This is a genomic window from Maritalea mediterranea (genome assembly GCF_021568695.1).
Taxonomy (GTDB): Bacteria; Pseudomonadota; Alphaproteobacteria; order Rhizobiales; family Devosiaceae; genus Maritalea; species Maritalea mediterranea.
The window spans coordinates 161,701-180,696 of the sequence record NZ_JAKGTI010000002.1 but is presented as its reverse complement, the minus strand read 5'-3'; the positions used below and the strand labels follow the sequence as shown (position 1 = coordinate 180,696).

The window sequence follows — 18,996 nt, the reverse complement described above, 5'->3', positions numbered from 1 at the left end:
GTGATGTCTTCTGACTTTATGAATTCGCTGAAAATTGCGGCAACCGGCCTGCACGCGCAATCAGCGCGGATGCGGATCATTGCCGAAAACATGGCGAACTCCAGTTCAGCTGCGAAAGAGCCAGGGGCCGACCCATATCGGCGGAAAGTGCCGACATTTGAGGCGGTCTATAACAATGAGCTGATGGCCAATGAAGTGAAGATTGGCCGCGTCGCCTATGACCAGAGCGATTTTCAATCACGCTATGAGCCGGGTCACCCGGCAGCGGATGAGCGCGGCTATGTGCTTTATCCCAACGTAAATAGCCTAGTGGAAACCATGGATATGCGCGAAGCCCAGCGCACTTATGAAGCGAACTTGAATGTGGTGACCGTGACCCGGCAGATGCTGGGCGGCACGCTGGACATTCTACGCGGATAGATCGGGAAGGGCTGTGCAGCGCAAAATTGGGGAATGGCGCGCTGGACTAGGCCAAAATTAATTGGGGAATTTTTATGAGCGTACCATTTGCAGCTGCGTCCAATGCCTATGCCAGCGCTGCCCAGTTGGGCAATGTTGGCCAACAAGGAGCACAATTGGCCCAAAAGCCAACCGCTGGTCCAGATTTTGGTGAGATGCTGACCCAAAGTCTGACTGATGTGGTGGAAACAGGTCGTGTCGCCGATCAGAAGGCGATGGATCTTGTGAATGGCGAGTCGAACGTGGTTGATGTTGTGACCGCGATCTCGGAAACTGAGATTGCGATGGAAACGGTGGTGACGATTCGTGACCGGGTGATCACCGCCTATGAATCAATCATGCAGATGCCGATCTAACAAACGGCACAACTAGGAGGCGTTGTTGACCGGCGCACAAGTTCTCGACGTAGCTCAGGATGGTATTTGGACGCTGATTTATATATCCGCGCCGTTGATGATTGTTGGGCTTGTGGTCGGCGTTGTGATTGCGCTGTTTCAGGCCCTGACCCAAATTCAGGAAATGACTTTGGTGTTTGTGCCCAAGATTTTGGCGATCTTTATCACCATGCTGCTGACACTGCCGTTTATGGGCGCGCAAATGGCTGGCTATATGGACCGGATGGTTGATCTGATCATCACCGGCGGCTAGCCATGAACTTAAGCATCAATTGGCTGCCACAAACGGTGTTGCTCTATTTCCTGATCTTTGCCCGTTTGGGCACGCTGATCATGTTGATGCCGGGGTTCTCGTCCAGCCGATTGTCGGTGCGCATGCGTTTGGCGCTGGCACTCACCTTCACCTTCATCATGTACCCGCTGATCTCGCAGACTTACCCGCAGGGCAATCTGGCCTTTTATCCGGTGATTGCCTTGTTGGCCTCTGAGCTGGCGGTGGGCTTTGTGTTGGGCGGCACGGCAAGGTTGTTGACATCGGCGGCGCAGGTGGCCGGTTCGACCATCGCGTTTCAGACCGGTTTGTCCTTTGCGCAAACCTCTGACCCGACACAGGGCGGTTTGCAGGGGGCGATTTTCGGCAACTTTATTGCGGTGCTTGGGGTGACGTTGATCTTCTCGATGGATCTGCATCATCTGGTGCTGGCGGGGATTTATCACAGCTATGAGATTTTCACCCCCGGTGCGCCGATTATGTTGGAAGATGCGGGCACCATGGCGCTGGAGGTAATTTCCTCGAGCTTTGTGGTGGGCGTGCAAATGGCAGCACCCTTTATTGTGTTTGGTCTGGTGTTTTATTTTGGCTTGGGCCTCTTGGCCCGCCTGATGCCGCAATTGCAGGTGTTCTTTATCGCCATGCCGGCCAATATTGCTTTGGGGCTATTGCTGTTTGCCTTGTTGCTGAGCGTAATGATGGCACTTTATGTCGGCCATCTTGAAGCATTCTTTATGGCGCTTGTTGGAGTGAGATAATGGCTGACGAACCGGATAAGTCCGAGAAAACCGAGGACCCCTCCGAGAAAAAGCTGCAGGATGCGCACAAAAGAGGGGACGTGGCCAAAAGCCAGGAACTGACCACCTGGTTTATGATGCTGGGCACGGCGCTGATTTTCTCATTGATGGCGCCAATTACGGCCGGGTCACTGACCGACATGTTGAAAAATGTGATGGCCAATGCTGACCAATATGAAATTGGTGAATCCGGCTTTGCCGGTTTCTGGTATGAATTGGCGGGCACGGTGCTGCTGGTGGCGCTGGTGCCCTTGCTGATTTTGGCCGGGTTTGCTTTGGCGGCCAATTTGGTGCAGCACAAGCCGGTTTGGTCGCTGGATCCGCTAAAGCCAAAATGGTCAAAAGTGTCGCCGCTGAGCGGTGCGAAGCGCTTGTTTTCCAAAGATGCGCTGGTGAACTTTGCCAAGGGTTTGGCCAAGCTTTCGATCGTGTCGATCATCATGTTTCTGGTGATGTGGCCCGAACGTGACCGACTGGACACGTTGGTGACCGCTGATCCCACCACCCTGATGCTGACCTTTCAGGAAATGGGCATCAAGATCATTCTCGCAACTTTGGCGGTTGTGACCGTGGTGGCAGGGCTTGATTTTATGTATCAGCGCAACAAATGGTTTGAAAAACAAAAAATGACCATCAAGGAAGTGCGCGACGAATATAAGCAGATGGAGGGTGACCCGAAGGTCAAAGCCAAATTGCGGCAAATCCGATCGGAACGCGGCCGCCAGCGCATGATGCAAAATGTGCCTGATGCCAGTGTGATCATCACCAACCCGACCCACTATGCGGTGGCGCTGAAATATGAAGCGGGCATGTCTGCCCCGGTTTGCCTGGCCAAGGGCGTTGACAAGGTGGCGCTTAAAATTCGTGAAATGGCGAATGAACACGAAATTCCGATTGTGGAAAATCCGCCCCTGGCCCGGGCACTTTATGCTACAGTGGAGCTTGAAGAGCCGATACCGCCGACCCACTTCAAAGCGGTGGCTGAGGTGATTGGCTATGTGATGCGGTTGCGTCGTGTCCGCTCCTGGAGTGCAAAATCCTCATAGGCTGTTGGCGACCGGGCAAAAAGAGAAAATAATTCCCCCTTTCCCTTGTGGTTGGACGTAATTGGCGCAAAGATTTATGAAGGGTTAATTTTGGTGATTCTCAACGCCAATCAAGAGTAGTGTGAGAGGGCATAGACTATGGCGGTGACCCCGCTTCAAGAGGACACATATCCGCAACCTGCCGTGAAAAAGTCTCTGGGCAATCCCGGGCTTTGGCGCGTGGTGGTGCTGACTTTATTTTTCGTTGGCCTTGCGGTGGTTTATGCCTTTTATGGCGATCAGATTTCCGCTGATATATTGATGCTTGTGCTCGGCTTGCTGGCTGTTTTGGGCGTTTTCAGCCTATTCGGCATGGCAGCGGGGCTGTTTCGATTGGCCCATAGTGATGATGGCCCAGCACTGCAAAACGCAATTGTTGACAGTCTTGATTATGGCGCTGTGGTTGCCGATCGGGATGGGCGTATCGTTTATGCCAATGCCGCTTATGGCGAGCTGGTGGCGGGGTTGGACCGAACGGCGTTGGCCAGTGTGCCGCGCTTGTTCGCGAGCGCGCCTGAAGCGGCCGAGCCGATTTATCGCTTGTCGCGGGCGGCGCAGGAAGGTCGTCGCGGGGTCGAGGATATTCGCCTGACCACATCTTTGACCGGCGAAACGCCGGATATGCCGATCTGGTATCGGGTGCGGGTGCAACCTTTACCTGCTGTGGAGCAAGCCGGGGGCAAACCGTTGGTGATGTGGAGCGTGGAAGATATTTCGCGCGATCGGGCCAAGCAGGAAAATATCTTTTTGGAGCTTCAGCGCGCGATCGACTATCTCGATCATGCACCCGCCGGTTTCTTTTCCACCAATGGCAGTGGGCAGATCCAATATCTCAACGCCACATTGGCCAATTGGTTGGGATATGATTTGGCAGAATTTGAAACCGGGTCGATCCATCTTTCAGAAATTGTGCGCGGTGATGGGTCTGGCCTGTTGCTAGGCGGTTCAGCCGATGGGCAGATCAAAACCGAAATCATCGATATTGATTTTGTGAAACGTGACGGCACCAATTTGCCAGTGCGCTTGTTGCATCGGGCAGCGCGGCTGGCCGAAGGCGATTTGGGCGAGACGCGCACACTGGTGTTGGACCGCTCAAAAGGCGCAGACTTGTCTGAAGAATTACGCACGGCAGAGGTCAAATTCTCCCGCTTCTTTAATGATACGCCGTTTGCGATAGCGGCGGTGGATTCTGAGGGCCGGATTTTGCGTACCAACGCGCCCTTTATGCGCACTTTTGATAATGAGCGCGGCGAGCGGGCCACTGATCACTTGCCGCTAGCCGATTTTGTGGCTGATGACGCCAAGGGCAAATTGCTGACTGCGCTGGAACAGGCCAATGCCAACCAATCCTCGATTGATCCGGTGGATGCGGTGCTTAAGAGCGATAATGAGCGCAGTGTGCGGCTCTATGTGTCTGGCATTGAGGACCCTGATGAACAGGGTGAAAGTGCCATTGTTTACGCGCTGGACACGACGCAGCAGCGGATTTTGGAACAGCAATTTGCGCAGAGCCAGAAAATGCAGGCCGTGGGGCAATTGGCCGGCGGCATTGCCCATGATTTGAACAATATTTTGACGGCGGTCATCGGTTTTTCTGATCTGTTGCTGCTCAATTTGCGGCCCAACGACCCGTCCTTTAAGGACACGATGGAGATCAAGCAGAACGCCAACCGCGCTGCCGGTTTGGTGCGGCAATTGCTGGCTTTCTCTCGGCGGCAGACTTTGCGGCTGGAAGTGTTGGAAGTCTCTTTGCTTGTGGATGATCTGACTGTTCTGTTCAAGCGGCTGATTGGTGACAGCATCAGTTTGAGTGTGGAACATGCGGCCGAGCTCTGGCCGGTGCGGGCCGACCATGTGCAGCTTGAGCAGGTGGTGATCAATCTGGTGGTGAATGCGCGCGATGCGATGCCGGACGGCGGGTCAGTGAATATTCGTACCCGCAATGTGGGTGAAGCCGAAGCCGCTACCTTCAATTATCGCGGTATGCCAGCGGCAGATTATGTGCTGATCGAGGTGGAGGACACCGGCACGGGCATGACCCAAGAGGTGATGGAGAAAATCTTTGAACCCTTCTTTACCACCAAAGATATTGGCAAGGGCACTGGGCTGGGGCTCTCTACAGTATATGGGATTGTGAAACAAACGGGCGGCTTCATTTATGCCGATAGCGAGTTGGGCAAAGGCACTACTTTCCGGATATTCCTGCCGCGTTATGCCCAGGTGACAAAAGAGGTGACGGAGCGTGCGGCCCACCAGCGGCGCGATTTGACGGGCAAGGAGCGCATTCTGATTGTTGAGGATGAGGATAGCGTACGGGCCTTCTCTGCCCGGGCGCTCGCCTCTGCCGGTTATGAGGTGCATGAAGCGGATAGTGGCGTGGAAGCTCTTGAGGTGCTCGAGGATATTGACGGCGAGATCGATTTGCTGATCTCCGACGTGGTGATGCCGGAAATGGACGGCCCGACCTTGTTGGGCGAAATGCGTGAAAAATATCCAGACATTAAGGTGATCTTTGTTTCCGGCTATGCGGAAGAAAATGTCCGTAAAGGTCTAGAAGACGATGTCAGTGTTGAATTTTTGCCCAAGCCGTTCTCGCTAAAACAGTTGGCAGCGAAGGTGAAAAATGTGCTGTCTGGGGAAACTGACGGCGAGGATGACCAGGACTAGGCGACGCGCCTGATTCTCTTCAACTGGCCCCTTGGCGTGACAATCCTAAGTTGCGCGGGGACAGGACGCTGAACTTGGTTAATTTGCATGTGTTTTGGATCAAAAAAAGAACAAATTTAAATTTCGCATATATTTCAGATGTTTATTTGGATTGACATATGGGTGAAAATATGAGAACAAATATAGTACAAATTATATATCACCCCGGGTCCGAATAAATTTGCAAGGGCCCTTGGACTTTGGAATAAGGAGAGGGCATATGGCAAATTCACAGCTTCGCGTGGTCGAAGGGGGATCTATGGATAAGAATAAAGCTCTTGAAGCTGCGCTCTCCCAGATTGAGCGCAATTTCGGCAAGGGCTCTGTGATGCGGTTGGGCGAGAACTCCGCCGTAGAAGTTGAAACTGTGCCGACAGGGTCTTTGGGCCTGGACATTGCGCTGGGTATCGGTGGCTTGCCACGGGGACGGATCGTGGAAGTGTTTGGACCTGAAAGTTCCGGTAAAACCACGCTGACGCTGCACGCGATTGCGGAAGCGCAAAAAGCAGGTGGTATTTGTGCCTTTGTGGATGCTGAACACGCGCTGGATCCGGTCTACGCCCGCAAACTTGGCGTGAATATTGATGATTTACTCATTTCACAGCCGGACACAGGCGAGCAGGCGCTGGAAATTGCGGATACGCTGGTGCGTTCCGGGGCGATTGATTTGCTTGTGGTGGACTCGGTGGCGGCATTGACGCCGAAGGCCGAACTGGAAGGTGAGATGGGCGACAGTCTGCCTGGCTTGCAAGCCCGCTTGATGAGCCAAGCTATGCGCAAGCTGACCGCCTCTATTTCCCGCTCCAAAACAATGGTGATTTTCATCAACCAGATCCGGATGAAGATTGGTGTGATGTTTGGTTCGCCTGAGACCACAACCGGTGGTAATGCGCTCAAATTCTACTCGTCTGTGCGCTTGGACATTCGCCGGATTGGATCCATCAAGGACCGTGATGAGGTGGTGGGCAACCAGACGCGGGTGAAGGTGGTGAAGAACAAGCTTGCCCCACCATTCCGTCAGGTTGAATTTGATATTATGTATGGCGAAGGCATTTCCAAAACCGGTGAATTGCTGGATCTTGGGGTGAAGGCCGGGCTGGTTGAGAAATCAGGCTCCTGGTTCTCTTACGACAGCCAGCGTTTGGGGCAGGGGCGTGAGAATGCGCGTCAGTTCCTTAAAGATAACCCACAAATCGCCTATGAGATTGAAAGTGGTGTGCGCGAGAGTGCCGGGCTTTTGACCGACAATATGATTGCGCCGCCGCAAGAAGAGAAGGCGGAGCTTGACGATAAGTCGGACAAGTAGATCCTCACCATGGTCTGATTTTAGACTTTATCCTTGCTGACCATTTGGGCGCTGATTTGATCGGCGCCCTTTTTGTTGTCAGGACGGGCTTTGCGCCCGATTGAAGCGCTAGACAGGGCGGGTTGTGGCGTGTAAAACCGCCTCAAGTTCTGACCATTTGTGCAAGGCCAATAGAGATTTATGACCAGCGTAAACGATATTCGTTCCAAGTTTCTTGATTATTTCAGCTCGCATGATCACGAATTGGTCGAAAGCGCGCCTTTGGTGCCGCGCAATGATCCAACCCTGATGTTTGTGAATTCGGGCATGGTGCCATTCAAAAATGTGTTCACCGGTGTGGAAAAACGCGACTATAGCCGCGCCACCAGTGCCCAAAAATGTGTGCGCGCCGGGGGCAAGCACAATGATTTGGACAATGTAGGTTTCACAGCGCGTCACCACACATTTTTTGAAATGTTGGGCAATTTCTCGTTCGGCGACTATTTCAAGGAGCAGGCGATCGAACATGCCTGGGAGATGGTCAATAAGGAGCTTGGCCTGCCCAAAGACAAGCTGCTGGTCACTGTCTATCACGAGGATGATGAGGCGTTTGACCTTTGGAAAAAGATCGCTGGCTTGAACGATGACAAAATCATCCGTATCGCCACCAATGACAATTTCTGGATGATGGGCGATACCGGCCCGTGCGGTCCGTCGTCTGAAATCTTTTACGATCATGGGGAGCATATTTGGGGTGGGCCTCCAGGCAGTCCCGAAGAAGATGGCGATCGTTTCATTGAGATTTGGAACCTGGTGTTCATGCAATATGAACAGCACGCCAATGGTGACCGTACAAATCTGCCCCGTCCGTCCATCGATACGGGCATGGGTTTGGAGCGCATCGCCGCGGTGTTGCAAGGCACCCATGACAATTATGAAACCGACATGTTCAAATCACTGTTGGCCGGCGTCGCCGATGTCACCAACACCGATATTGGCGATAAGGGCGACCAGAGCCGCCGTGTGATTGCCGACCATTTGAGGTCTATGTCTTTCCTGATTTCTGAGGGCGTGCTGCCCTCCAATGAGGGCCGGGGCTATGTGCTGCGCCGGATCATGCGCCGCGCCATGCGTCACGCGACTTTGCTGGGCACTAATGAGCCGGTGATCAACAAGCTGGTGGGCAGCTTGGTGCGAGAGATGGGCCAAGCCTATCCGGAACTGTCGCGCGGTGAAGCGATGATCAAGGAAACCATCAAGCTTGAGGAAGAGCGCTTCCTTAAAACCTTGAGCCGCGGCTTGCAGATCCTTGAGGACGAAACCGAAAATTTGAGCAAAGGGGCGACGCTGGACGGTGCCACCGCATTCAAGCTTTATGATACCTATGGTTTCCCGCTTGATTTAACCCAGGATGCATTGCGCCAGCGGGGCATTGAGGTCGACCAGAAGGGCTTTGATGAAGCCATGGCGGCCCAAAAGGCCGAAGCCCGCAAAAACTGGTCCGGGTCTGGCGACGCTGCATCTGAAGCCATCTGGTTCAAGATTGCCGATGAGAAGGGCACGACAGAGTTTTTAGGCTATGAAACCGAGCAGGCGGATGGCGAGTTGGTGGCCATTGTCAAAGATGGCGCCGAAGTCGATCAGCTGAGCGCGGGTGAGAGCGGCATTCTGGTGTTCAACCAGACCCCGTTTTATGGGGAAAGCGGCGGCCAGGTGGGTGATACTGGTCGGGCACATGAAGAAGATGTGGCTGTGGAGATTTCCAATACCACCAAAATGGCTGGTGTTTTTGCCCATCATGCGAAAGTGGCAAATGGCACCGTGAAGGTGGGCGATGCGCTGCATTTGAGCGTGGATGCCTCCCGTCGGCAAGCCATTCGGGCCAACCACTCTGCAACGCACCTTCTGCACGAAGCGCTGCGCGAGACATTGGGCGACCATGTGGCACAAAAAGGCTCGCTGGTGGCGCCGGATCGGTTGCGCTTTGACTTTTCCCACACCAAAGCGGTGGGGCAGGCTGAAATGCAAAAAATTGAGCAAATGGCCAATGCAGTGGTGCTGCAGAACAGCCCAGTTGAGACCCGCCTGATGGAAGTGGATGACGCCATTGAGGCCGGGGCCATGGCGCTGTTTGGCGAAAAATATGGCGACGAAGTGCGCGTGGTTTCCATGGGCAAGCCGCTGAACGACAATAAGGGCAACAAGCCTTATTCTATGGAATTGTGTGGTGGCACCCATGTGAAAGCCACTGGCGAAATTGGCGTGGTGGCCGTTGTGGGCGAAAGTGCCGTGGCCTCCGGTGTGCGCCGGATTGAGGCGCTGACCGGTGACGCGGCGCGCGCTTATTTTGCCGAGCAGGAAGCCCGGGTGCGGCAGCTGGCCGACCGGCTGAAAGTGTCGCCCAAAGATGTGGTGAGCCGCGTGGACGCGCTGATTGAAGAGCGCAAGCAGCTTGAAAAACAATTGGCCGATGCGCGGCAAAAATTGGCCATGGGCGGCGGTGCCGGGGGCGGCAGCGAAGTGGAAAAAGTCGGCGAGATCAGTTTTATGGGTCGCGTGGCCGAGGGCCTGCCGAGCAAGGAATTACGCGGGCTGGTGGATCAGGGCAAAGACCAGATCAAATCCGGCGTGGTGGCCATTGTGGGCATTGGCGATGATGGCAAAGTTGGCGTTGCTGTCGGGGTCACCGATGATTTGACCGACAAGCTGAGCGCTGTGGACTTTGTGAAGCTCGCCGTTGAAAAGCTGGGCGGCAAGGGCGGCGGTGGCCGGCCCGATATGGCGCAAGGCGGCGGCCCGAATGCGGACAAGGCACAAGACGCGATTGACGCTGTGCGGGCGAAACTCGCGGAGTAACGCGCGTTTATCATTGATTGAGAAAGGCCGCCTTGTGGGCGGCCTTTTTTATGTGCTGTTTAACTGGTGCAGCCAGGGCATCAGATGGCTTTCGAGCGGTGCGAGCTGCGCCCGATAGCGCTTGAATTTGCCATCGCTTTCCACAGTCAGCAATTCCGCGCTGACCAGCACACTGATATGTTTCATAATCGCGAAGCGCGACATGGGGAAAAAGCTGCAAAGATCGGTGAGATTGATCTCAGGCTGATCCACTACAGCTTGCAAAATCATGCGGCGGTTATAGTCGGCCAATGCCTTGAACAGCAAGTCGCATTTCAGCTCCTCTGGGGACAGATTGGCGGCGTCAAATCTAGGTGAAGACACTGAGAATGCCTCCGGCCAGCAGAAACGCGGCCAATTCTTGGCCTTCACTGATCAAGAAAATGGGCAGCGTCCGTCCTTCAAACAGGCTGGTCTTGGTTTTAACGCTAAGCGCAAAGGCAAGCCACGTGCCCGCAGCCCACAGGAGCGCCATGATCAGCCCAGCAGGGGACACAAGAGCAAACAGAACCGCCAGGCCGATGGCGATCAGCAGGTTCGCGTTAAACGCTCCCGCATAGGCCAATCCGGTGGGCACACCGCTGAGCGACAGATCATGCTGGGTGACACCCATGGCCCGCATCCATGGCTTGCCGAACATAAAGGGCATCCACCACAAGGCGCCCAATATCTGCATGCCGATGGCAGCGCCGATAATCGCAATCCAGTTCAAATCCATTATCATCTCCTTGACCTGTAATTTAACATGTGACTAAATAGTAACGTGATCATATCGTCACATACATGAGTTGGCAAGGAGCGAATGATGGGACAGACAGGGCGTATCCTGACGCAGCACCCGGAAGGGCGCGCGGGGGGAAACATTGAGCAGCACAAATATGAGGCCATGCGCACCGCTATTCTCGAGACTTTGCGGGCGCGGGGGCCGCTGCGGTTTAAAGAGTTGACAGTGGCGGTGAAGGACCAGTTGCAGGGCAAATTTGACGGGTCAGTAAGCTGGTATCTCACTACAGTCAAGCTGGATTTGGAAGCGCGCGGGGAGGTGATTTGTAACCGCAAAGCGGGTGGGCAGATGGTTGAGTTAGTTTCGTAGGCAGGCAGAGTGGTGCGACGAAAATATCTGCAATTGGGCAATCATTGCAGCTTTTTTAGCCGCGCCAAAAGGTCCTGCTTTTCGTCATTCAATAACGATCCGGCTTCAATATAGTCAATATGTTTGCGAATAAGCGGTTGAAGCGGCTCAAAGAACAAATGTTTGTTGGCCGCCAATAAATCTTCGATGCAGCGCACGATGGTGGCCTGGACCTCAAATACTTCAGCACCATCGCGCATGATTGCGGTAAAAAGCGATTTCAATATCTTTTCCAAGGGCACCGGAGAAATCCAGAGATGTTCGTAGTCAGGCGAATCAAAGCCCTCGGGCTCAAATTGAAGCAAAATACGCTGACCACGATTGAGGCAATCAATTGCGGTCCCTGGGTCATTGATCGCAGCTGAAAGGGCGCGGGCACCTGTCTCTGCTAAGATGATGAACCCCAACTCTGGGTCCTGTGCAAATGTGCGTTCATTGGCCAAATGAAAACGGCTCAGGATCTTATCGACCTCGTCGTTTTCCAGCTTTTTTGAACTCCAAGCAAGCGGCATTGTGGGGCAAGCAAAGGCACCGGGCTGGGCGGCAACCAGAATGCGTGCATTATGTTCTTGGGCGAATTCATTCAACGCCTTGAGATCGACATGCTGCACAAATTGGGAGTTGGGTGCGTGAATTGGAGTCCAATCCGCGGTTTTCAGTTCACCTTCGCGATAAGGATTGCACCCCAAATGAGGATCGACTTGCCAATTTTCCAGGGTTGTAAGCGTGGCTTTTTCCACCCGGTCGAGCGTATCCGGAATTCGGCCAAATACACGTAGCAAGTCAATCCAACGAATAAACGAGGCCAAAATAATCACCAAAATGATGATCGTGGTGACCAGCAGGACCATACGGCCCCCTTCGTCATAAACGCCCATATGCAAAGCGATAATACCGACCAAAGCAAATATAAAAGCCCCAAGAAACGTAGTGAGTACGTTTTGCGAGGTTTTGTCGCCCAGTAGTAGCTGGGTAGCTCGTGGCGTGGTCGATTGGGCTGCGCCAGTCATTGCGTTTGCCATTATGCCCAATGAAAAGGTTGAAACCGCCAGCATTGAGGATGCGATAATGTTCAAGATGGTTTCCACCGATTGGCCACTGAGTCCCCACAACCACGATTCAGGCAGAAAGGGCCGCAAAGCGATGGCGGCCAGCGCGGTCATGACGGCCAATAATGAGAAGGCTGTCAGACGCACCCAAATTTCAGACAAGAGTTGTTTTAGCAGAAAGAAAAACTTGGATACGAACATGATTTGCCGCCACGTGAGAAAACAGGCTTATCATAGCTCGCAACGTCGCATGTGCAAATATGATATTTTTAATCTGCTGAACTGCCTAGTGAGCAGGGTATCCCATACTTATGGATATCGATCGTCTTGCGTCACAAACCCATCAATTGACTCCGAAATTTCGATTTTAGTGAAGCCGGAGAAATCATAAACCTGACTCTCGTCAGCCCAGCCCGGATTAGCGCTGACCAATATGGCACCGAGCGCCAGTCCAACAGCGCTGAATTTTGCAAATTGCGTCAAGCTGGTGGTCTGTTTCACAGCCGCGACGGCTTTGGCGGGGTAATTCGCATAAAGTCACCATTTGTTGTTGCTAAGACACATATTGGTGATGAAATAAGCGATGCAGGGGGCGTTGCAAAGTTATGATTGTTCAATCAGTGTGCTTCAAACAGAAAAAGCCGCGAAGACAATATCTTCGCGGCTTTTCTTGACTCAAACTCTTAGCTTATTTGCTCAGGGCTTTTTGCAGGTTCTGGTCAATCGCTTCCAAGAAGCCGATGGTGGAGAGCCATTCCTGATCCGGGCCAACCAACAGCGCCAAATCTTTGGTCATTTGGCCGCCTTCGATGGTGTCGATGACGGTTTTTTCCAAAGTGGCAGCGAAATTGGCCAGTTCTTCATTGTCGTCCAGCTTGGCGCGGTGGGCAAGACCACGTGACCAAGCAAAGATTGACGCTGTAGAGTTGGTTGATGTGGCTTCGCCTTTTTGGTGTTGACGGTAGTGGCGTGTCACAGTGCCGTGCGCCGCTTCGGCTTCAACAGTCTTGCCATCAGGTGACATCAACACAGAGGTCATCAGGCCGAGTGAGCCAAAGCCCTGGGCCACGGTGTCAGACTGCACGTCGCCATCATAGTTTTTACAGGCCCAAACATAGCCGCCTGACCATTTAAGGGCAGAGGCCACCATATCGTCGATCAAGCGGTGCTCGTACCAGATTTTGGCTTCTTCGAACTTGTCTTTAAACTCAGCTTCATAGACTTCCTGGAAGAGGTCTTTGAAGCGGCCATCATAAGCTTTCAAAATGGTGTTTTTGGTGGACAAGTAGCACGGCACTTTGCGGTTCAGCGCATAGTTCATGCTGGCGCGGGCGAAATCACGGATGGAATCGTCCAGATTGTACATGGCCATCGCCACGCCTGAACTTGGCGCATCGTACACTTCGTGCTCGATTTCCTGGCCATCTTCACCAACAAATTTGATGGACAATTTGCCTTTGCCGGGGAATTTGAAGTCTGTCGCGCGATATTGGTCACCAAAAGCGTGACGGCCAACGATGATCGGCTGGGTCCAGCCGGGAACCAAGCGCGGCACGTTGCGACAAATGATGGGCTCGCGGAAAATAACGCCGCCCAAAATGTTGCGGATGGTGCCGTTTGGCGAGCGATACATGCGCTTCAAGCCAAACTCTTCAACGCGGTCTTCATCCGGGGTGATTGTGGCACATTTAACGCCTACGCCGTGTTTTTTGATGGCGTTTGCTGCGTCTACAGTGATCTGGTCATCGGTCGCGTCCCGCGCCTCAATGCCCAAGTCGTAATATTCAAGATCAATATCGAGATAGGGGTGGATCAGCTTATCTTTAATGAATTGCCAGATGATCCGTGTCATCTCGTCGCCATCGAGTTCGACGACCGGATTGGTAACCTTAATTTTGCTCATGAGAACTCCGCAAAGCTAAAATGTTGGGAGGCCCGCCATAAGTGAGGCGGGAGTTCGTCCGCCCCTATAGCATTTGTGGCGAAAAAGGCAAAGGCTGATTGGTGCACAAATGACATGATCAAATGCGCTTGACGTATGTGTAAATACACGGCAAAAGGGCGGTATGAATAAAAACGTCAAAAATTGGGATGCGCAAAGCCAGGAAGCGCAAAAAGAATTGGAAAGATGCGTGTTGCGCAACACGCGCGCGGCATCGCGCATGATGACACGCAGCTTTGCCAAGCGGTTGGGCCGATTTGAGATCACGACAGAGCAGTTCTCGCTGATCGCCTCGCTGGCCGGGGCGGAGCATGATTCCGTGTCGGCGCTGGCGGACTATCTGGCGATTGAGCGTTCCACCCTGTCGCGCAATTTGGCGTTGCTGGAGCGGAAAGGCGTGGTGCAGAAGCGCCGGGCCGACAAGGGCAATGGCGTGGTTTATAGCCTGACGCCGAAAGGGCAGGCGCTGTTTGAAGAGATGGTGCCCCATTGGCGGGCAGCGCAGGAGGCGATTTTGCAGGTGGTGAGCCGGGAAGAACTGGATGCGGCGCTGAATGTGCTGCGGCGGGTGGCCAAATGCTGAGCCTATTATTTGCCTAATTTTGTGTATATACACAAAGAGTGGAATATGTTGTCTTAGGGGCGTGATGGCACGTTGTATTCGGTGATTGGCAATGGATTTGGTTATTGGCCATGTATTCAGCAGCTTGGTGCGATGAGTGTCAGTGAGCTGTAGCGCCCGGTGAGTATGGAATGATGTAGACGCGAAGGCGTTTGGTGAATGCGGTTGACCTGAGGGGCAGCCCGGGATGGTGCGCCTTAATGGGTGTAACTTAGTGTATATACACGAGAATGGAGAGCGATATGCGACCAAAATTTGAAGATCCGATTGTGGTGACCGGCATGGGTGCTGTGTCGCCGCTGGGTGTGGGTGTTGAGACCAACTGGACGCGATTGTTGGCGGGGCAGAGCGGCATTGTGAAAAATGACCGGTTTGACGTGAGCGACTATAGCGCAAAAGTGGCCGGGCTGGTGCCCAGCAAAGAAAATGATCCACAAGGGTTTGATGCCAATGATTTTATTGATCCCAAAGATCAAAAGAAGATGGATTTGTTTATTCAATATGCCATGGCCGCAACGGTTGAAGCGTTGAAACAGGCGAACTGGGTGGCCGAAACCGTGGAACAGCAAGAGCGCACCGCCACGGTGATCGCCACCGGGGTTGGCGGTTTTCCGGCCATTACAAAAGCCACCGAAGTGATCCGCGAGAAGGGGCCGCGCCGCCTGTCACCGTTCACGGTACCGTCCTTCTTGGGCAACATGGCGGCAGGTCATATTTCCATCCGCTATGGGTTTAAAGGCACGATTGGTTCGCCGATCACGGCGTGCGCTGCCTCGGCCCAGGCGATTGGTGACGGGGTGCGCCTGTTGCGATCCGGTGAGGCGGATGTGGCTGTGTGCGGTGGTTCGGATGCCTGCGTTGATCCTGTCTCGATTGGCGGGTTTGGCGCGGCGCGGGCGCTTTGCACCAAATATAATGATGAGCCAGCGAAAGCCTCACGGCCCTTTGATGAGGACCATGCGGGGTTTGTGCTTTCGGAAGGGGCAGCCACGCTGGTTTTGGAGCGCGAGAGCCATGCGCGGGCGCGTGGGGCGAAGATTCTGGGTACGGTGTTGGGTTATGGCACTTGTGCTGATGCCTATCATTTGACGGCGTTGGCCCCCGGCGGCGCGGGCGGCGTGCGGGCCATGAAACTGGCCTTTGAGGATGCTGGCATGGTGCCGGACCAGATCGATTATGTGAACGCCCACAGCACGTCCACGCCAGTGGGAGATGAGGCCGAGATTGCGGCGATCAATACGGTGTTTGGCGATCGCGGAACCTCATTGGCGGTGAACTCGACCAAAGCGTCTGTGGGCCATTTGTTGGGCGCCGCCGGGGCAATTGAGGCTGTCTATTCGCTGCTGGCCCTGCGGGAGCAAACGGTGCCGCCCGGCATCAATATCGACAATCCGATTGAGCCCGCGGCGCAATATGAGCTGGCCAAGGATAGGCCGGTGAAAAGGGATATTGATTATGTGTTGTCGAACGGGTTTGGCTTTGGTGGGGTGAATGCCACGCTTATTTTCGGGCGTGCATAGCACTTAAGTCTTTGGCCACCTGATCGAAATGCTGAATGGCGGTGAGGTGGCCAGCCTGTTCAAATATATACAGTTTGCTCTCCGGTATTTGCGTGTGCAGCGTTTGGACAAAGGCAAGGGGCACAAACTTGTCCTGCTCGGCGGCATAAAGGTGCACCGGGCAGGCGATGTCTGACAGTTCAAAGCCCCACGGTTGATAGCGTAAATAAGCGTCTTGCGCGGGGCCCTTTGCCCCTTGTGCGAAGGCGAGGCGGAGGTCTTCTAAAAAGAAGTCGCTGAATTCGGCGGTATTGAGCGCTTCCTTATCCGTTGCGCTAAGCGAGCCTGCTATGAGCTTGAGAATAGACTCTTTATCACGTTGAAGGTGGTGCCCGAGATAGGCACAGCCGAAGCGGAACAGCCACGGCATATAGCGGGCTAGACGCAGAAAGAGGCGGTCTGCCGGCGCGAGGTGTTGGTGCAATTGCGGATTGTCATGAACGGGAGCCCAGCCTACCATGCTGGCGCAAAAGTGCAGCCGTTTTGGCATATGAAATGCCGTGGCGAGCGCGGTGGCCCCACCACCGGACAGGCCGATAATGCTGAACTTTTTCAGTTGCAACCTGTTGGCCAATGCTTCAACCAGTCCCGCTTCACTGTGCACATTCGTCAATTTTTGGAACGGGCTTTTACCCAGACCGGGCCGATCAAAGGCGATAATGCGTATTTTGTGATCGAGGGCTGTTTGGTGCAGCCAACGGGCTTCCAGATGGCTGCCGGGGCTGCCATGGCAATAGATCAGCGGGTACCCGCTGGGTCGCCATAGGCTTCATAATATAGACTGTCCATCGTCATTGCTGCCTCCTAAACTTAAACAATCTATAACTGACGAGTAAGTTATTTTAATGTGGGGTGAGCAGTTTGTTGTTTTGAAGGGGGAGGTCTTGATGGGTGCGGGGATAGAGATTTGCTTGCGGTAAAACTTCTACGTGGGAGGAACACTGCTTGAGGGGCGCCAATGTTTAGACGATCAGATTGATCGGTTCGGCCAGTCTTTTGGGAGCCAGATTCGGGGTGCTTAGAACGCTATTTAGGCAAGCGGCCGGTGAGAACGGCCATGAGCGTGCCCCAACCGGTGAAGGATTTTTGCCCTTTGTCCGCAAGGGCATAGTGATCTGGTTGATCGTCGGCGCAGATTTCGCGGGTGAGTGTCCAGCCATTCTGGTCGTCAAACAAGCCTTGGCCGAAAGTGAACTTTTCCGATTGTTTCGGCTTGTGCCAGACGGACGCGCCGCATTGAGCGCAAAAGGCGCGGCTGGCGATGTTAGAGGAGTTCCATTCCTGTACCGGGCCATTGAGTTCGACAATCTCATCGCACACCAGGCCCATCCAAAGGCCGCCACACCAGCGGCGGCACATTTCACAATGGCAGGCCCCATAGGTGTAGGGTGCCTTGACTTTAAAGGTGACGGCGCCGCAGGCGCATTTTCCGGCTTTAATGTGTTGATCTCTCATTTTGGTCTCTTTGCAACTCTTTGAGCAGATTAGCCAAATCTGATGTCCGCACAAGCTAAGTTGATGCGGCAGATGGTGTTCAGCTTGTGGATCAGCGTAATGTGTAGATGACAGGGGCGTTCCGCCTGTTTAAATTGCGCCTGAAGGTGAGGGCTTATGGACCATTCTAACTATGTGATCGACCAGATGATTTCCGCCAAATCCATTGCGGCGCGGGTGGAAGCGCTGGCGGAAGAGATTTCGGCCAATTTTGCAGACACCAATAAGCTGATTGTGGTCGGCCTGTTGCGCGGCTCTTTTGTGTTTATTTCCGATCTGGTGCGTGAGCTTGATCTGCCGGTGGAAGTGGATTTTCTGGAAACGTCCTCCTATGGCGACAGCATGCATTCCTCGCGCGAAGTGCGGATATTAAAGGATTTGCGCGGCGAGATTGAAGGGCGTGATGTTTTGGTGGTGGAAGATATTGTGGATACGGGCCACACGCTCAACCATGTGCTGCATATGCTACAATCGCGCGAGCCCAAGCGGCTTGAGGTGTGCGCACTTCTGGATAAGCCATCGCGGCGCGAAGTGGACATCAGCGCCACCTGGACCGGGTTTGAAATTCCGGATGAGTTTGTGGTGGGTTATGGCATCGATTATGCTCAACGCAACCGCAATCTGCCCTATATCGGCAAGGTGCGGTTTATCGAGTAGCTTCAAGAGACGCTTTTTTCGGACGCTGGCCATATTCCTTAAGATAGGCACGAGAGAAGGCGTCCGGCGCCTTATATCCATATTTTCTCGAGATTTTGTCGACCCGTTCCCCACTCTCGATGTCCGCTTTGGCCAGCATCAACCGCCAGCGGCGTAGATAAGTGCCTGGAGATTCACCGACCAAATCGGCAAAAAGAGTTTTAAAACGGCTCTGTGAAAGCCCCGCGACATCTGCCAGATCAGCCGTGCGCCAAAATTGCTCCGGTTGTTCGTGGATGGACACAAGCGCGCGGCTAATCCGATCATCCGACAAGCCTGCCAATAGGCCTGGTGTCGCAACACCCTTGTCCAGTTGCATGCGCAAAATGCGCACAATCAAAATCTCGCCTAGTCGCTCAATCACGGCTTTTGCGCCACATCTTTGTTGGTTCGTCTCGGCGGTGATCAATTCAACAAGCATCGCCAGATCGCTGTTGGGTTTGACGGTTTCCTGCAAGCCGTTTGGCAGCGCAGAGGCGAGGGAACGGGTTAATTGCCCAAAGTCCACATAGAGGGTGAAGAGCGGTTTGGCGCCACCAATTTCTGAAATACATTGGCCGGGTTGAAACACCAACTGCGTTGAGCTGTTGCCTTGATAAGCCACCAAAT

General features: G+C 53.8%; 20 protein-coding genes. 12 read left to right on the top strand and 8 right to left on the bottom strand.

All coding sequences use genetic code 11. The features are described 5' to 3' along the window. The first annotated feature begins 3 nt into the window (after positions 1-3). The 8 genes from flgC to alaS all read left to right on the top strand — a co-directional run bounded on the left by flgC (position 4) and on the right by alaS (position 9,854). A complete protein-coding gene (gene flgC, locus L1I42_RS09940; protein ID WP_236114373.1) occupies positions 4-420 on the top strand; it encodes a flagellar basal body rod protein FlgC in 417 nt (138 codons plus the stop codon). Between the two features lie 74 nt (positions 421-494). Further along, positions 495-815 (top strand): flagellar hook-basal body complex protein FliE, encoded by a 321-nt coding sequence (fliE, locus tag L1I42_RS09935; RefSeq protein WP_236114372.1) that lies wholly within the window; start codon positions 495-497, stop codon positions 813-815. 25 nt (positions 816-840) lie between these two features. Next, a complete protein-coding gene (gene fliQ / locus L1I42_RS09930) occupies positions 841-1,107 on the top strand; it encodes a flagellar biosynthesis protein FliQ (protein ID WP_236114371.1) in 267 nt (88 codons plus the stop codon). 2 nt (positions 1,108-1,109) lie between these two features. Further along, positions 1,110-1,883, top strand: coding sequence for a flagellar biosynthetic protein FliR (gene fliR / locus L1I42_RS09925; RefSeq protein ID WP_236114370.1), 774 nt, complete (start codon positions 1,110-1,112; stop codon positions 1,881-1,883). Continuing rightward, positions 1,883-2,968, top strand: coding sequence for a flagellar biosynthesis protein FlhB (gene flhB, locus L1I42_RS09920; protein WP_236114369.1), 1,086 nt, complete (start codon positions 1,883-1,885; stop codon positions 2,966-2,968). The genes fliR and flhB overlap by 1 nt, the downstream gene beginning before the upstream one ends. Positions 2,969-3,112: 144 nt before the next feature. After that, a complete protein-coding gene (gene cckA, locus L1I42_RS09915) occupies positions 3,113-5,674 on the top strand; it encodes a cell cycle histidine kinase CckA (RefSeq protein ID WP_439651498.1) in 2,562 nt (853 codons plus the stop codon). Between the two features lie 259 nt (positions 5,675-5,933). Next, positions 5,934-7,019 carry a recombinase RecA gene (gene recA / locus L1I42_RS09910; protein WP_236114367.1) on the top strand — a complete coding sequence of 362 codons (1,086 nt, stop codon included), beginning with the start codon at positions 5,934-5,936 and terminating at the stop codon, positions 7,017-7,019. 180 nt (positions 7,020-7,199) lie between these two features. Next, positions 7,200-9,854, top strand: a complete 2,655-nt coding sequence (gene alaS / locus L1I42_RS09905) for an alanine--tRNA ligase (RefSeq protein WP_236114366.1) — start codon at positions 7,200-7,202, stop codon at positions 9,852-9,854. 48 nt (positions 9,855-9,902) lie between these two features. Here the strand turns inward: alaS and L1I42_RS09900 are convergent, their stop codons facing one another. Together L1I42_RS09900 and L1I42_RS09895 are read right to left on the bottom strand one after the other, a co-directional pair. Continuing rightward, complete coding sequence (locus tag L1I42_RS09900; protein ID WP_236114365.1) at positions 9,903-10,217, bottom strand: ArsR/SmtB family transcription factor; 315 nt, start codon at positions 10,215-10,217, stop codon at positions 9,903-9,905. Then, positions 10,204-10,611, bottom strand: coding sequence for a DUF1761 domain-containing protein (locus L1I42_RS09895; RefSeq protein WP_236114364.1), 408 nt, complete (start codon positions 10,609-10,611; stop codon positions 10,204-10,206). The genes L1I42_RS09900 and L1I42_RS09895 overlap by 14 nt, the downstream gene beginning before the upstream one ends. 87 nt (positions 10,612-10,698) lie before the next feature. Here L1I42_RS09895 and L1I42_RS09890 point away from each other — a divergent pair, with 87 nt between their 5' ends. Next, positions 10,699-10,986 (top strand): DUF6958 family protein, encoded by a 288-nt coding sequence (locus L1I42_RS09890; protein WP_236114363.1) that lies wholly within the window; start codon positions 10,699-10,701, stop codon positions 10,984-10,986. A 41-nt stretch (positions 10,987-11,027) separates the two neighbouring features. Here L1I42_RS09890 and L1I42_RS09885 read toward each other — a convergent pair whose 3' ends face one another. The 3 genes from L1I42_RS09885 to L1I42_RS09875 form a co-directional block, all read right to left on the bottom strand. Beyond that, positions 11,028-12,275 (bottom strand): DUF2254 domain-containing protein, encoded by a 1,248-nt coding sequence (locus tag L1I42_RS09885; RefSeq protein ID WP_236114362.1) that lies wholly within the window; start codon positions 12,273-12,275, stop codon positions 11,028-11,030. A 108-nt stretch (positions 12,276-12,383) separates the two neighbouring features. Further along, positions 12,384-12,575, bottom strand: coding sequence for a hypothetical protein (locus L1I42_RS09880; RefSeq protein ID WP_236114361.1), 192 nt, complete (start codon positions 12,573-12,575; stop codon positions 12,384-12,386). A gap of 187 nt (positions 12,576-12,762) precedes the next feature. After that, positions 12,763-13,977, bottom strand: coding sequence for an NADP-dependent isocitrate dehydrogenase (locus L1I42_RS09875; RefSeq protein WP_236114360.1), 1,215 nt, complete (start codon positions 13,975-13,977; stop codon positions 12,763-12,765). A gap of 163 nt (positions 13,978-14,140) precedes the next feature. Here L1I42_RS09875 and L1I42_RS09870 point away from each other — a divergent pair, with 163 nt between their 5' ends. Next, the gene (locus L1I42_RS09870; protein ID WP_236114359.1) at positions 14,141-14,599 is read left to right on the top strand and encodes a MarR family winged helix-turn-helix transcriptional regulator; all 459 of its coding nucleotides are present in this window, start codon (positions 14,141-14,143) and stop codon (positions 14,597-14,599) included. Between the two features lie 281 nt (positions 14,600-14,880). After that, the gene (gene fabF, locus L1I42_RS09865; RefSeq protein ID WP_236114358.1) at positions 14,881-16,158 is read left to right on the top strand and encodes a beta-ketoacyl-ACP synthase II; all 1,278 of its coding nucleotides are present in this window, start codon (positions 14,881-14,883) and stop codon (positions 16,156-16,158) included. Here the strand turns inward: fabF and L1I42_RS09860 are convergent. Then, a complete protein-coding gene (locus tag L1I42_RS09860; RefSeq protein WP_236115036.1) occupies positions 16,139-16,891 on the bottom strand; it encodes an alpha/beta fold hydrolase in 753 nt (250 codons plus the stop codon). The genes fabF and L1I42_RS09860 overlap by 20 nt on opposite strands. A 332-nt stretch (positions 16,892-17,223) precedes the next feature. Beyond that, positions 17,224-17,652 carry a GFA family protein gene (locus L1I42_RS09855; RefSeq protein ID WP_236114357.1) on the bottom strand — a complete coding sequence of 143 codons (429 nt, stop codon included), beginning with the start codon at positions 17,650-17,652 and terminating at the stop codon, positions 17,224-17,226. 156 nt (positions 17,653-17,808) lie between these two features. On the opposite strand from L1I42_RS09855, the gene hpt reads away from it, so the two are divergent. After that, positions 17,809-18,348 (top strand): hypoxanthine phosphoribosyltransferase, encoded by a 540-nt coding sequence (gene hpt, locus L1I42_RS09850; RefSeq protein WP_369413095.1) that lies wholly within the window; start codon positions 17,809-17,811, stop codon positions 18,346-18,348. On the opposite strand, the gene L1I42_RS09845 is transcribed toward hpt, so the two are convergent. Then, the gene (locus L1I42_RS09845) at positions 18,338-18,991 is read right to left on the bottom strand and encodes an AraC family transcriptional regulator (protein WP_236114356.1); all 654 of its coding nucleotides are present in this window, start codon (positions 18,989-18,991) and stop codon (positions 18,338-18,340) included. The two genes, hpt and L1I42_RS09845, sit on opposite strands and share 11 nt — an antisense overlap. Positions 18,992-18,996 lie beyond the last annotated feature (5 nt).